The 15,770-nt window shown below is 44.5% G+C and carries 11 protein-coding genes; 1 reads left to right on the top strand and 10 read right to left on the bottom strand.

Going from position 1 to position 15,770, the window contains the following annotated elements; translation table 11 throughout:
- Positions 1-184 precede the first annotated feature (184 nt).
- Positions 185-1,195, top strand: coding sequence for a winged helix-turn-helix domain-containing protein (locus ACYQ0C_RS22070; RefSeq protein ID WP_016275005.1), 1,011 nt, complete (start codon positions 185-187; stop codon positions 1,193-1,195).
- Between the two features lie 24 nt (positions 1,196-1,219).
- Here the strand turns inward: ACYQ0C_RS22070 and ACYQ0C_RS22065 are convergent, their stop codons facing one another.
- The 10 genes from ACYQ0C_RS22065 to ACYQ0C_RS22020 all read right to left on the bottom strand — a co-directional run bounded on the left by ACYQ0C_RS22065 (position 1,220) and on the right by ACYQ0C_RS22020 (position 15,598).
- Complete coding sequence (locus tag ACYQ0C_RS22065) at positions 1,220-2,821, bottom strand: S41 family peptidase (protein ID WP_016275004.1); 1,602 nt, start codon at positions 2,819-2,821, stop codon at positions 1,220-1,222.
- A 2-nt stretch (positions 2,822-2,823) separates the two neighbouring features.
- Positions 2,824-3,279: a pantetheine-phosphate adenylyltransferase gene (gene coaD / locus ACYQ0C_RS22060; protein WP_016275003.1), complete on the bottom strand. Its 456-nt coding sequence runs from the start codon at positions 3,277-3,279 to the stop codon at positions 2,824-2,826.
- A 15-nt stretch (positions 3,280-3,294) separates the two neighbouring features.
- The gene (locus ACYQ0C_RS22055) at positions 3,295-5,172 is read right to left on the bottom strand and encodes a DNA topoisomerase IV subunit B (RefSeq protein WP_016275002.1); all 1,878 of its coding nucleotides are present in this window, start codon (positions 5,170-5,172) and stop codon (positions 3,295-3,297) included.
- A gap of 30 nt (positions 5,173-5,202) precedes the next feature.
- The gene (locus ACYQ0C_RS22050) at positions 5,203-6,339 is read right to left on the bottom strand and encodes a hypothetical protein (protein ID WP_016275001.1); all 1,137 of its coding nucleotides are present in this window, start codon (positions 6,337-6,339) and stop codon (positions 5,203-5,205) included.
- 74 nt (positions 6,340-6,413) lie between these two features.
- Entirely contained in the window at positions 6,414-7,376 is a 963-nt protein-coding gene (locus ACYQ0C_RS22045; RefSeq protein WP_016275000.1) for a calcium/sodium antiporter, read from the bottom strand.
- 62 nt (positions 7,377-7,438) lie between these two features.
- Complete coding sequence (locus tag ACYQ0C_RS22040; protein WP_016274999.1) at positions 7,439-8,410, bottom strand: metallophosphoesterase; 972 nt, start codon at positions 8,408-8,410, stop codon at positions 7,439-7,441.
- A 10-nt stretch (positions 8,411-8,420) separates the two neighbouring features.
- A complete protein-coding gene (locus tag ACYQ0C_RS22035; RefSeq protein WP_016274998.1) occupies positions 8,421-11,189 on the bottom strand; it encodes a TonB-dependent receptor in 2,769 nt (922 codons plus the stop codon).
- Between the two features lie 332 nt (positions 11,190-11,521).
- Positions 11,522-12,043 carry a hypothetical protein gene (locus tag ACYQ0C_RS22030; protein ID WP_016274997.1) on the bottom strand — a complete coding sequence of 174 codons (522 nt, stop codon included), beginning with the start codon at positions 12,041-12,043 and terminating at the stop codon, positions 11,522-11,524.
- Between the two features lie 88 nt (positions 12,044-12,131).
- Positions 12,132-15,059 carry a hypothetical protein gene (locus ACYQ0C_RS22025; protein WP_016274996.1) on the bottom strand — a complete coding sequence of 976 codons (2,928 nt, stop codon included), beginning with the start codon at positions 15,057-15,059 and terminating at the stop codon, positions 12,132-12,134.
- 44 nt (positions 15,060-15,103) lie between these two features.
- On the bottom strand, positions 15,104-15,598 hold the full coding sequence (locus ACYQ0C_RS22020; protein ID WP_016274995.1) for a helix-turn-helix domain-containing protein: 495 nt from the start codon (positions 15,596-15,598) through the stop codon (positions 15,104-15,106).
- Between the last annotated feature and the right edge of the window lie 172 nt (positions 15,599-15,770).

Raw genomic sequence — 15,770 nt, 5'->3', positions numbered from 1 at the left:
ATAAAAAGGAAAAACTAAAAGCTATTCCTTTTTATCCTTACTTTTCTCTTACTTTTCACGGCTTCTCTTACTTTTTCTCTACTTTTCTCCTTATCATGTTGGCACCAGCATAATCCTTCCCTTTTTTAGAAGTTTTATTTCTCTACTTTATTTCCATTTCATACCTTTGCAGAAAAGAAGAAAGATGAAGAGAATAAAAAGAAAAATAACAATAGGTCTTTTTCTGATAATAGGACTAGTGAGTTTATGCGTCTCATTTTTTAACTCCGGAAAGGAAAACATACAAGAACACCTGAATGAAGCCTTGAACAAAACTATTATCGTAGATTTTCACAGGAGAGAACTTAAAGAAATGCGATATACCGGCAAATCACTAAACAAAAAAGTAGATAGAATAAAAATAACAAGTAATGAAGGACCGGAATATATTATATTCGAAGATAGCGTAGAAGAGTATTTAGCTTATCAATGGGCTACACAATACATCTTGGCTCAAATACGTCCTGTGAACCCCGATAAATTTAATACACTATTCAATGAAGAAATAAGCAAGAAAAACATAATATGCCGTACAGGCATTATCTATCGTCACAAAGGGGATATACAATATAGCGACAAAGACTCTATTTCTTATCAAAAATCCATTGCCACACAAGCCGTAATTTTGGACGCTAAAAAAACAGTCACCGTACAGGCGTGGGCGGATTGTGACCGAGCAACAATATGGAAAAACGGAGATAAAAGAATAACATGGTTAGCGGTGTTTTACCTTATAATTGCTACCTTTGTATTCTCCCATTCCCAAGCGAAACAAATAAATACTGAAAATGTAGCCACAAATTCCCCTACAGTCCCCACCAATGTCTTCTTGCAAAAAGGCATAAAGGTAGATGAAAAGGAACGGAAAATATACATAAACGACCAAGAATGCATCACTATGGATTCGGGATTCAAAATTATGCGACTACTAATTGGCAACCCTAAACATTTCGTATCCAAAGAAGAAATCGTCCGAGAACTGTGGCCCGTAGAAATAAACAGTACCGACAAAAACATATTAAATAACAGAATAAACAAACATATCAATACCCTACGCAAAGCTCTTCTGAATTTCCCGGAATACCAAATAGAAACAGAGCACGGGAAAGGATATCGCCTGCTCATTCCAAGCAACCTAACTCCGTATGCCCCATGACGCAAGCCACTTCTCCGCATCCACTCACTGCCGTTTCAGCAGCAAACCCTCAAAGTCCGGCTGTTCCAGCAGTTCCAAGGCTTTTTTGATACTTTCATTGGCGTCATTGATGACGTGATAATATTCGTTCATGTCCCACAAATCACGGGCTATCAATGCCTTCATCTGCAATTTCAACAGAGGCAGGGCCTTTTGGTATTCATCTTCATGATATTCCACTCCCATCTCCTTACCGGTGGCAACCAGTTGCGCCAACATATCAGGAGTAACCTCAAAACGTTTGTAGAACTCATTGAAAGTCTTGTATTTCCCCAGCCATTCCTTGCGATGGGCATCCATGAAATGGAAGTGAGCTTTCATCAACGCGCCTTTATCACGCAACTGACGGTGATATTTAGTATAAAGAGTCGTATCAATCGGCACAAAATAATCGGGCATGATCCCACCGCCACCATATACCGTACGCGCCAGCTTATGAGTCTTGAACTTCAAAGAATCCGGAAAATGAATACTGTCTTCGCTCATCATCTCCCCTTTATTGTAACGGTCTATCAAATCTTCGTTATACTTCTCGATACTCTCGTAGGGTTTCTGTATACAACGTCCGGCAGGTGTATAATAACGCGCCACCGTCAGACGGATCATCGAACCGTCCGGCAAATCAATGGGACGCTGCACCAGGCCTTTACCAAAACTGCGGCGGCCCACCACGACTCCTCTGTCCCAATCCTGAACGGCACCGGTCACAATCTCACTGGCAGAAGCTGAGAACTCATCGACCAATACGATCAGACGACCATGCTGAAACTCGCCCGTACCTTTGGCGAAAAACTCACTACGGGGATTACGGCGTCCCTCCGTATAGACTATCAGTTCCTTTTTGCCCAAGAACTCATTGGCGATATCGATGGCTGCATTCAGATAGCCGCCGCCGTTGCCTTGCAAGTCCAGAATCAAGTCCTTCATCCCTTTCTTCTGCAACTCGGCCAGCGCTTTCTTGAACTCCTCATGGGTAGTGGCGGCAAAACGGCTGATACGGATATAGCCCACCTTATTCTTGATCAGATAGGAAGCATCCAGGCTGTAAACAGGTATTTTGTCCCTTTTCACCGTAAACGTAAGCAGTTCCTTCACTCCGCGACGAAGTATTTTCAAGTTCACTTTCGAGTCTTTCGGTCCGCGGAGGCGGCGCATGATATCCTCGGTACTCATTTTCACACCGGCTATCAGCGTATCTTCCACCATCACGATACGGTCGCCTGCCAGGATGCCCGCCTTTTCGGACGGCCCGCCCGATACGGGCTGTACCACCATCAACGTATCCTCCGCCATGTTGAACTGTATGCCGATGCCTTCGAAGTTTCCCTGCAACGGCTCGTTCATCTTCTTCACTTCCTCCGGATCGGAATAGGTGGAGTGCGGATCGAGCTGTTCCAGCATCTTCACGATGGCTTCCTCCACCAGCTTTCCCTCATTCACTTTATCGACATAGAGGTTGGCAATGGCAAACTCCGCCAATTGCAACTTGCGTGCCGGAGACTCCATAAACTTATTCTCCTGAGCCTGTGCGGCCACGATAGAAAAAAAGCAGGCAATCAAGCCTGCAAGGTACATGGTATATTTCATGATCAGTCTATTTTCATTCCTTCGGGCAAGAACGGGGTCACGTCTTTGCCAAACTGTAACAATTCTCTTACGATGGTGGAGCTGACAGAGGTTAGCTCCGGCTCGGTAAACAGCAGGATCGTTTCTATTCCGGCCAGCTTCCGGTTGATGTCGGCTATGGTTTCCTCATACTCAAAGTCGCGCACCGTACGGATACCGCGGATAATGAACTGCGCCTCCTTGTCGCGGGCAAAGTCGATGGTGAGGCAGGCGTAAGCATCGACCTTTACCCGAGGCTCGTCAGCAAACAACTGTTCAATCATCTCCACCCGTTTCCCGGTAGGAAACCAGGTCTTCTTATTCTCATTGATACCAATGCCGATCACCACCTCATCCATAAAGGTCAACGCCCTCTTCACCACCGAATAATGGCCGATGGTAAAGGGATCAAAGGTGCCCGGAAATATCGCTCTTCTCATATTTTTAATCACTAATCACGCAATATCTTCTTCTATCACAAGGTTATCTATAATAAAATTCTGACGCTCCATGGTGTTCTTGCCCATGTAGAACTCCAGCAGTTCCTTTACCAGGTCGGTCTTGCGGAGGGAAACTTGCTCCAGACGCATGTCTTTGCCGATAAAGTGCTTGAACTCATCGGGTGAGATTTCCCCCAGACCTTTAAACCGGGTGATTTCGGGATTGGGGCTTAACCGTTCGATGGCGGCAACCCGCTCCTCTTCCGAATAACAATATACGGTCTCGTAAACCCCTTTCTTACGGTTGCGGACGCGGAACAAAGGGGTCTGAAGAATATATACATGGCCTTTCTTTATCAGATCGGGGAAGAATTGCAGGAAGAAAGTGATCAGCAATAAACGGATGTGCATGCCGTCCACATCGGCATCCGTAGCCACAATCACCTTGTTATATCGCAAACCTTCCATGCCGTCCTCTATATTCAAGGCAGCCTGAAGCAGGTTGAACTCTTCATTCTCATACACAATTTTCTTGGTCAGCCCATACGAATTCAACGGCTTGCCACGCAGGCTGAATACGGCCTGGGTATTTACATCACGGCTTTTGGTGATGGAGCCGCTGGCCGAATCGCCCTCGGTAATGAAAATGCAGCTTTCCTCCTTCTTGTCTCCTTTGGTGTCGTTCAGGTGGAAGCGGCAGTCGCGCAACTTGCGGTTATGAAGATTTGCCTTCTTGGCACGTTCGCGGGCCAGTTTGGTCACTCCGGCTATGGCTTTACGCTCTTTCTCCGATTCCTGAATCTTCTGCAACATCACATCGGCTATGTCCGTATGCTTGTGCAGATAGTTGTCCACCTCAGTCTTGACAAAATCGCCTACAAACTTATTGACGGTAGGACCGCCGGGAGCCATGTTGGTAGAGCCCAGCTTGATCTTGGTCTGGCTTTCGAACAACGGTTCCTCCACATTGACGGCAATGGCGGCTACCAGTCCGTTACGGATATCGGCATAATCCATGTTCTTGTTGAAATATTCCTTGATGGTACGGGCGATATGCTCTTTGAAAGCACTTTGATGCGTACCTCCCTGCGTGGTGTGCTGCCCGTTCACAAAAGAATAATACTCCTCACCATACTGGCCGGTATGCGTAAAGGCTATCTCGATATCCTCGCCTTTCAAGTGGATGATGGGGTATAACCCCACCGCTGTCATGTTGTCGTTAAGCAAGTCCACCAATCCGTTGCGCGACAGGATGCGCTGGCCGTTGTAGATAATGGCCAGTCCTGTATTCAGATAGGTATAGTTGCGGAGCATGGTTTCCACAAACTCCGGACGGAAACTATAATTCTCGAACAAGAGGCGGTCCGGTTCAAAGAAAATAAACGTACCGTTCTCCTCGGTGGTGTCCTGTGTGGTGTCCGTCAGCAAGTTGCCCTTGGCAAAGGTGGCGATACGCACCTTTCCGTCCCGATAACTGCGCACCTCGAAACGCGAGCTCAACGCATTGACGGCTTTCACGCCGACGCCGTTCAGCCCTACGCTCTTCTTGAACGCCTTGCTGTCATATTTACCTCCCGTATTCAGCACGCTCACGGCTTCAATGAGCTTTCCCTGCGGAATGCCGCGGCCATAGTCACGCACGCTGACACGGAGGTTTTCTTCCATTACAATCTCAATCTTTTTACCCGCCTGCATTTTAAATTCATCGATGCTGTTATCGAGCACTTCTTTCAGAAGGACGTAAATTCCGTCCTCGGCATGTGATCCGTCACCCAACTTTCCAATATACATACCGGGACGGGTACGCACATGCTCCATGTCACTGAGGTGGCGGATGTTATCGTCGGTATATTCTACGGCGGGATTGTTTATCAGTTCGTTGTTCTCTTCCATCTTGACTTATCACATTTATATATATCGTTGTTACAGAATACTTTTCTTATAGGCACGGCGGCGTTTATGCTGCTCGGTCTTGAAATATTCCCACTGGGCCTGCACTTTTCCGTTCAGTTCCAGTTCCGGATTGCTTTCGGCATAGTGGAATCCCAGCTGCTGATAAGCCGGAATAAGATCAGAGAATAACAAAGCATTGACACCTTTGTTCTGGTATTCGGGTTTTACCGCCACCAGCAGCAAATCCAGCACTTTGGGGTATTTCCTCAGGAACAACAGTTTGCCCAGGTAATACCATCCCAACGGGAGCAACCGGCCTTTTGACTTGCGCAACGCTTCGGACATGGAAGGCATGGAGATGCCCACGGCCACCAGCTTTCCGTCCGCATCGGTCACCAAAGTCAGCATGTTCAGATCCACAATGGGGAGATACATCTTTATGTATTGGTTAATCTGCCCCTGAGAGAGCGCCGAGAAACCATACAACGGTGCGTACGCCTCGTTCATCAGCTCAAAGATGGCCTGTCCGTACTCGGCCGCCAGTTTCTTGCGGGAGGTATATTTCTTGATGGTCAGGTTGAACTTGCGTTGAATCAGGTCGCTGATCCGCTTATGCTTGTCCGGAATAGCTTCGGGAATGTAAATCTTATACTCCACCCAGTCGGCGTCTTTCTCAAACCCCAGCCGGTCCATGTGTTGCGGATAGTAAGGATGGTTATAGATGGTAGACATGGTGCTCAGTTGGTCGAATCCTTCTACCAGCATGCCTTCCGCATCAAAGTCGGTAAAGCCCAAAGGCCCCTGAATGGTATCCATTCCCTTCGATTTACCCCATTGGGCCACCGCATCCAACAAGGCACGTGATATTTCGATATCATCCAGGAAATCGATCCACCCGAAACGTACTTCTTTTTTATTCCAAGTCTCGTTTGCGCGTTTATTGATAATTCCTGCAATACGTCCTACTACTTTGTTATCCTTATAGGCCAGAAAATACTCCGCCTCACAAAACTCGAAAGCGGCGTTCTTCTTCGGGCTGAACGTATTCAGCATATCATCGTACAAATCGGGTACGGAATAAGGATTCTCTTTATATAACTCGTAGTTGAACCGTATGAACGTCTTAAGTTCTTTCTTCGAACTGACTTTTTTAATGGTAATAGCCATGCTGTATTTTTATAAAATTCAGGGTGTAAAGATAGAAGTTTTTTTGCAGATAACTCATTCTTTTTACAGCTTTTTTACTGTTGGGCAATAAGATAGGCGGTATAAATGACGTAACAGACAACCATCAACGCGCCTTCAAGACGGGTTATGGTGCGTTTACGGAAAAACCAGCCTACCAGCCATAACAGCAAGGAAGAAGCGACCAATACACCTAAATCAAGATTGTTGATGTTTCCCATCGGAAGCGGTGATACCGTAGCACTGCATCCCAGCACAAAGAATATATTGAACAGGTTGCTACCGATGACATTGCCGATGGCAATCCCCGGATTCTTCTTCAAAGCCGCCGTTATAGAGGTGGCAAGCTCCGGCAGGGAAGTACCTCCGGCTACCAACGTCAGTCCGATGACCGACTCGCTGACTCCCCATGAACGGGCCAGCCCGCTTGCTCCCTCAACAAAAAACTGTCCGCCGAATATGAGTCCGGCCAGACCACCCGCAATGTACAGCACTGATTTCCATACAGGCATTCCCTTTATCTTCTGCTCCTCTCCCGCCTCATCGACCCCATTACGGGCGATGGCAAAGGTATAGCGCATAAATATGAGGAAGAAAGCCAGCAGGACAAGCCCGTCGGAACGGCCGATGACATTGACCGCTTCCCCGTTCAGCATCGTGTCATTGGCACAGACAAAAAGAACCAGCGAAGAAAGAATGACCAGCGGAATCTCCTTACTCATCGTTCCCTCACCTACCTTGATGGGAAGTACCAGGGCGGTACAGCCTATAATCATCAGGACATTGAAAATATTACTACCCACCACATTGCCAATAGCCATCCCGGCACTGCCATTCAATGCGGAAAGCACACTGATAACCAGTTCGGGAGCCGAAGTTCCGAAAGCCACAATGGTGAGTCCGATGACTAAATCGGAAATACGGAAACGTTTGGCTACCGCTGCGGAACCATCTGTCAAACCATTCGCACCGGCTAAAATGAGAGCCAGCCCACCAATCAAAAGGAGTGCATTTAACATAACAAAGAGTACATTTACAGTTTTACACTGCAAATGTACTCTTTTTCCTAAAATAACGATCCCTATCGGGTGCGTTTTACAGTATAGATTACTTTTCCTTTCTTATCAATCATGTGCATATCCAGCTCTTTCTTATCTGCCGCAAAGATAGAGAAACCCGGTTCAGGACTGCAGAACAGAGTGCCTTCCACAGGTTTCACCTGACGGCTCAACGAACCAGACGAATTGACCACATAGTCTATATCGCTGCCCGGCACACGAAGGTGCTGGAAGTTATGAATGTGTCCGCAGGCATAAATATCCACCTTGTGTTTGCGGAGTATGGGATCCAGCCGTTTCTGCATATCGCCGCGTTCGCTATCGTCTTTCGGAGTCTCGGCATAAATGGGATGATGACCGATCACGACCAGCCAGTCTTCTTTGGCGGCAGTCAGCACAGAGTCTATCCATGCCAGCTGGCGGTCCATGTCTTGTTTGCAGGCATCCGGATAAGTCCCGCTCTCGTTACGGTATTTATCAATCAGAGGGGCGGTGTCTATCATCACGAAACGGATGGTAGTTCCTTTCTTCTCAAAAACGTTGGTATAATAACGGTCGGGCATCGACCAGCGACGGCTCACATTGGTATAATCCAGCACAGCCTGCGTGTCACCCCGGTATTCATGGTTTCCCAAGACCGGAAACCAGTCTATCATCAGTTCGGGATGAGTGTAAATCAATTCGTAGTTGGTCATCCAAAGCGGATCATTGACACTACGCACGCCTTCAAAGTGATGCACGTCTCCGGCAGCAAACACACACTCGGGGCCAATAACATCCGCCATCTCCCCCATCAATCCGGCTATGGGCTTCTGGTCATAGTAACCGTTGCGTCCCAAATCGTTAGCCATATAGAAATTCAGTTGTTTCTCCAGTCCCTTCCAGTCCTGCGGAGTCTGGGCACATACATTCAGACAGATGGCCGCACCAATGACGGTAATCCACACCCATGTCAATACTTCTTTCATTCTTCTAATCATCATCAACGTTTTCATATACTTATCTTTAGAAATTTATTTTTAAACCTGCATTCATTCTCACGCCATAATATTCTGCCTGCATGGTGCGGTCCTTGCTCCCCTGATAATAACGGAGCGGCTGGTTCAGCAGGTTGTTTGCCTCAGCATAGAAGGTCATCTTCACTTTCTTGCCAAAGGTATAGCTGGCGTTTACATCCATATAGTTCACAGCATCATAATATCGGTCATAAAAAGTGTTTGGCCCCATTTCATCGATAAAACTGGAAGCATAGTTGTAGCTCAGACGCACATTCAAGCCTCCTTTTTCAAAGTAGAGAGAGGCATTTGCCGTATGTTCGGGAGACCCAGGCAGGCTCAGGCCGCTTTCGTTTTCACGTCCTTCGAAATTAAAGTCTTCCACGCGCGAATGAGTATAGGTGTATGTTCCGTAGAAACCTACACATTTCAAGGCCGGCGCAATGAAGCCGAAATCACGCTGATAAGAGAATTCCAATCCCCACAGATTCGCATTTCCGGCATTCTTGGGCTGGGTAAAACGAGTATATTCTGTTCCTTGATAGTTATAGTTGGTCAGCACCTGATCTACGATGAAACCGTCTATTTTCTTATAGAAGAAACCTGCACTCACCAGTCCGATACTCTTGAAATAATAGTCGGCGCTCAGGTCGAAGTTGTAAGAGAGAGTCGGCTTCAAGTCCGAATTACCGATCTTTATTTCGTTATCGCCACGGTTGATATTCACACTGGGTACCAAAGCCGAATACTTAGGACGACTCAGGGTCTGTGTGTAAGAACCGCGTATCTTGAAATCATCATTCACATCCCATTTCACCAGGATAGAGGGAAGGAAATTCACATAACTGTTGGTCACACGGTCAGTCCGGGTGGTCTTGTCCGTTTCATCGTCATAGTTACGGCCGGTGTAACGAAGGGAAGTATGTTCCATGCGGAGCCCTGCCATCAGGTTTATGTCACGCGTGAACTGATGGTCAAACCGTACATATCCGGAACTTACGGTTTCACGGGCTTCGAAGTTTTCAGCCAGTTCGGCTTGTACCTGTTCTTTATCGAATCGGGAAGCATCACTCAAGTTCAATCCGCCCACATACTCTTTACCGGCAAATGTCCCCACCTGATATTTATCACCCGGCATAAACTTGTCCGTGCTCTGGTCTACCGTATTCTTCAGGCTCCTGGTCAGAAAGGCATCCTCGTCTTTCGGAGTGTATTCGTAGAAATCTATTTCTTTTTCTTTCGTCTTACGTACTACTTTCGCACCGAACTTCAGTTTGGCCCCATTATTTAAACTGGCTTTGAAGTTGGCCGAGAATTTCAGATCCTCTTCTTTGATGTCTTCCTGCTGTTCCGTCAGCTCTTTCAAACTGAACTTATCGCCCAGTGTCAAGGTGGAACCCGCTCTGGGAGTTGCCAACGGCTGGCGCTCATTGCTCAAATCCAAATCAAACTCCTGCTTCTTCAATTGGAAGTCAAGATAACGTTCATTAGGACGTTCTTCTGTAGCTTTTGCATAACTGGCATTCCAGTCCATACCAATCGCCCCCCACAAGTGCTCGCCGCCCAAAGCGAAATCCATGGTACGCTGACGCTCCAGACGGGCATTGCGGTTATCGGGAGTACCTGCCTTGGTCTGGATGCGGACAGTTCCTTTTCCGTTCTCGTCCAAATCCTTGATATTGGTACGGTAACGGTTTTCCCAGTCGTTGCGGTTATTGAAGATGCCTTTGAATGTCAATTTATGGTTTTCATTGAATTCAAAATCAAAAGCCGCCGAATAACTTTGACGTTCACGGGTGACAAAGTACTGACGCATCTGATAATCGCTGACATACACTTTTCCGTCCTCCGTCTGTTCCCACATGAATTCGGTATCATAAGAGCCGGAAGGAGCATTCTGATAGGAAGCCGAAAGCAACATACCCAACTTGTCATGGAAGAAACGGTCGCCGTATGTGAAGCCTAAGTTCAGTTGGGCTTTCTCGCTGATCCAGTTGTAACCGGTTCCCGCCGTGGCGTTGATCGTACGTTTATAAGGAGAATTCTTGGTTATCAGGTTGATGGAACCGCCGATAGCGTCACCGTCCATATCGGACGTAACGACTTTGCTCACTTCGATGGTCTGAATCATATCGGCAGGAATCAAGTCCAACTGCACGTTACGGGTATCTCCTTCAGCAGACGGGACACGATTGCCGTTAATGGTGACGGAGCTTAAATCGGCACTAGTACCGCGGACTTGTCCAAAGCGAGCCTCGCCTTGATCGTATTGCACATTGATGCCACTGATACGTTTCAAGGCATCGCCTATGTTTGAATCTGGGAATTTCCCTACCTGGTCGGCAGATACCACATTCGTGATACCCAGATTATTCTTTTGTGTATTGATCGCTTTCTTCTGACCATGAAAAGCTCCTTTTACCTGCACTTCCTGCAGCTCCACCCCTTCATTCATCACTATATCTTTCTCCAAAGTCTTGCCTTCGGGGACGGTGATTTTCATTTCAATGGGGCTATAGCCCACATAAGTCACTTTGACAGTGTAAGTTCCGGGTTTCAGATTGGGCAACGTATAAAAACCGTTCACATCACTGATCACTCCGGTTTTCAGATTTTCAATAAAGATGGAAGCACCCGGCAGAATTTGTTTTCCATTGTCTATCACACGTCCGCGGATAGCACCTTGCCGGACAATGTTTTCATTTTCCTCGGCAAATGCATTTCCAGTCATGCCTGCCATCAATAATAACAAAGAAACTGCTCTAATTACCTTTTTCATATCAGTCTTTTAGTATTTTTTAATCTGATGCAAAGGTAGATGAGCCAGGTTTCGTGAGAGTTACACTTTATTAAAGGTTTCGTGACAAAAGGATTTCATTCCTGCTACAAGGTGCCGGTGTAAGATGAATGCGCAAAATATGGAAAGGATTACAAAACAGCAGATTAAAGTATTTCTTCGGTCTGGCTCTACGCCCTGCCGTAACAGGACGTAGTAATCCATTGCAAGAAAAGAGTGAAATAACAGCAAGAATTCCCTTAGCAACAAAGATGATGAAGCATTCCGCTGCCAACGATATTTACTGGCTGTTTTTAGCTGATAACTCTTCAATATTATTGCACGGAAGAGTGAAATGTGCGGTCTCCCTGTGCACTATTCCGGAAACAAAGCTTCCATTCTCCCAAATAGCGGACCGGTTTAAAATACCAAGTTGTAGTATTGGGCCGTCTATCCTCCTTGTCTGTTTTTGGGAATAGAACAACCTTACAACGCACTTCATTATCAAACGCTTCCTTAAAAATACAATTGCTTATAGTATAATCATATACCGGAAAGGCTTTCAGCCTTTGTAATACGCTTTTTAATTGTTCGTTATCCAATAATTCCGGCTGAGCAAAAGGATCATCCGCTTTCATTTCGTGTAACATCATGGCTGCATCAGCATATCGTTGTTCCTTTACAGCGGTCATAAACTGATTAGTGAGGTCTAGCACCTGTACCGTATCTTTCTGACTCAAAACCATGAGATGTTTTACGGTTGTCCGGGAATCGGTTTCCGGTTTTTTACCAGATTGATTGCACGAAACAATGAATACTGAAATCAGTCCGGCTATCAACAAATTAATTTTTCTCATACATTCTCAATATTATAAATAGAAAAAAAGAGTGCCCGAAAGCACTCTTTTTCTTCAAGTTTATTATAAATAGAGTTACTCACTCAGTTTATTTTACGGTCTTAGCTACGTGGCATACAATGTCGAATTCTACTGTACCCCAAGCATATTCTACTATTACAGGAAGTTTGATATCGAACTCACCTACTTCTGCCTTGTTATTGATGTAAGTCAATGTACCAAAGTTACCCTTAGCAATTTCTTCTGTAGTTGTTCCTGAATATTCAACCTTCATACCAGTAGGCATTGCCTCATATTGACCATTAACGGTGGTCTGAGCTTTGTCTGTATCAATTGAAATTGATTTTACATCATAGTATGTATAGTAGTTGATAGGAGTAGTCTTAAATTCATAATTTCTCCAGTCTGTAAATGCCAACTTCACAGCAATTTCAGAACCTTCAGCGCCTACATCTACACCATCTTTAAAGCTATCCATATCAGCAGCTTTTACTGTAATAGGACGCAAGAACTTCACATCAAACTGATCGTTTTCTACAGCATGCAATGACTTATCGCATCCGTTTACAGTTTCAACAACCACTCTTGCAGTCAGGTTCTTAGCCAATTCGTCACGACCGGCAACATTCAGCAAGTCTTTAGCAGCATCGTTTTCTTCCAATGCAATAACTTCCTTACCATCAGCATTGGCAGTAATAGTAGCGATTACAAAGTTAGCTTTTGCTCTAGAAATAGCGATCAACTGAGTACGGTCTGTATTAACAGTCAATGTATAAACCTCTCCAGATACACCTGTCATTTCAGCACCCTTCGGATCTACAAAGCGGAAATTCTTAGTCAGTTTGGCATCAGCAAAGTCCTTGTATACAGCGTTTATCTCTGAAATAACCACCTTATCATTATTGAATGTTTCCAAAATCACCTTGTTGAAATTCATAATATCATGGCCTGATTCAGCCGGAACTTCAGCATTCACGTGAATTTCGTTATAACCAGAACCTGCCTCATTAGAGTTGGCAGCAAACCAATATTTCTGAATCTTGTTTGCATCAGCAAGTACACCTGTCGGGTTCACATTACGAGGATTAGGCGTCCAAGTCAATGTTACATATACATAATCGTTAGAAATAACCGCATTGTTAGCGTCCTTGTTTTCTTTCGTATAACGAACGATAGCCTTCATGGAAGCATTTGCACTGAAATATTCATAAGCATAGTTTGCAGGAATAGTCCATTTCAATACTTCGGTCATTGTACCGTTGATATCTGTTTTAGTTTGTTCAACTTTAGTAGACAACTTAGTCAAAGGCATAGCAGCCAAAGTTGCTTCACTATATTGAATCATCGGTCCGTCATAGATATAGCTTCTTTCGAAATCTTCTTTAGAGATATTCAACTGAGCAAGAATTTGTTCTTCAATCTGGAACCAAGTTACATTCTGAACCCAATCCTCAGTTCTACAGCTCAATGTAAATTCTTCATTGAATGTATATTCTGTTGTCGCAGTGATACGGTCTTCAGCAGGAGCACCTGTAATTTCCACCTTCAAGTAACCTACAGCTACTTTCTTCTTAGAGTTATTATCATTCAAGAATACACGAACCAACGGCATACGCCCTACAGTAGCTTGATTTTGTTCTGTAGCTCCCCATTCAGCAGCTTTACCATCTGTCGGCAACTGAGGTCTCAAAACAGAGCCATTCAATGCGGCATGTGCACTTTGAGAAGTCTTATTATTACCATCAATATAACCTACCAATTCATAAGAATAACTGAATCCGGCTTTTTCTACTGTGCCAGATGCTGCATTTTCATCCCATACTTTATGAGTATCACCGGCTTTACCATAATGAGTTTGAACATATTCGGCCAAATCGACAGTTTCATTCCAAGCAACTTTTACTTCAGGAGCATGATCCTTATCAATAGCAGCGGCAGCTGTAGTAACCAAATGACTTTCACCAGCAACTTTAGCATTACTCAGCACTAAATCTGTAATCTTAATAGCCTTAACCGCAGCGTAATCAGAAGTAATAACCGAACGTTTGTTATCGCCGTTCAAATAATCAGCCTGTAAAGCCAAGACTGTTACTTTTTTATCGGCTGCAATATCTTTAATAGTTCCTTCTGTTAATTTAGCCCAAACAGTCAACTTGCCATCTTTAGGTTCAATCTTAGATATCTCAGGAACTACTACTCCGTCAGCAGCACGAGCATATTCTTTATCGTAAGCCAAGAAAGTCAAATCTTCTTTAGTCAGATTACGAACATCGGCTGTAGATGGATTCATGTGATATGTAGCAGATAATTCAGGAGTAACCTCAGTTGTTGTAGTTGCTGCTGTAGGAGCATCATCCTTATTATCAGCATCTGCACTAACTTCTTTAGCAGTCAAAGCATTATAAACGAATGATTTAACCGCAATAGCTTCAATACCTTCATAATACAATTCCGGTTCAAATACCAAAGCTTTCAAATCAGCGACCAAAGAGAATCTAGCGGATTTGCCATCTAATTCAATGACATAAGCAATGACTTCACCAGATTCATCTTTCACTTCTGAAATAGAACCAACGCTCTGCGGTTTTTCTACACCTGCTATTTTCTCATCTCCGTAATACAAATAACCATCCTTCCACTTCAGCAGAGCAGGATCGAATGAAGTTGCTGCAGCAGGCAAGCTTGCTTCAGAAACAAGAGTATTACCGTTCCACAACTGTACTTTGCCATCTTGAACCTTCAATGTATAAGTAGGAAGTTCAGCAGGCATCGGGAGTTGGAAAGTTTCACCGTTACCACCAGTAACAGTCAACTTACCAGTTGCGGCATCATACTTAACAGCTGTCACATAAGTTCCAGCTTGAGTCTGTAAGTCTGACAAATCTTTAGCCAGCTTGTCTAACTTTTCGTTCAAGCTGTCGATGTCATCATCATAGTCCTTACAAGATACAAATGTTCCTGTCGAGGTAACCATCAAGGCACCAAACAGGATTGCACTTAAAAACTTTTTGTTCATAATAGAAAAACTTTAAATTTATAAATTTAAAAAACTAAAATTGATTATACATAAATCATTGATTCTGAAAGTAAAGCATTCTGTTCACGAGCCTGAAAGCGCAAAGGAGACATTCCGACTATTTTACTAAAAGCGGCATAGAAAGCACTTCTGGAGGCAAAGCCACATCGCTGCGGGAGTTCATCTAATGAACATTTTCCGGCATGGAGCAACTCTTTGGCATATTCCACGCGGTAAGTATTCAACAACTCCTTCAAATTGCAATTGAAATACTTGTTTACCACATTCGACAGATAAGTCTGGTTGGTGTCAATCATTGCGCTAAATTTTTTCAAAGAAAGCTCCGGATCCAAAAAGACTTGCTTTATTTCAAGGTTATACAATATACATTTATATAGGGTACAATCCACCTTTCTCCCTTCAGTCCCCTTGTCGGCGAACTGTAGCTCCCACTGACGTTCGGCAGCCTTAAAAAGCAGGCTTTTCTGCCTCATTGAAGTAGCAGTACGTCTGTGTCGTCTCAAGAATAGATAGTCCATATTTTATTTACTTTTAATCTTCGCTCCACCATTTTCACATCTATACATTATTATATAGCATGTTAGTAGTTATACGATAGATCTCTTATTAAGAGATATACCGAAAAGATATAATTCCTTATAAATCAGTGTACTACATTTAAATAAGAAGGTTTTGGAAGAGTAAATCATG

The organism is Phocaeicola sartorii JCM 17136 = DSM 21941 (assembly GCF_054653615.1).
This window is presented reverse-complemented; position numbering and strand designations above follow the sequence as displayed.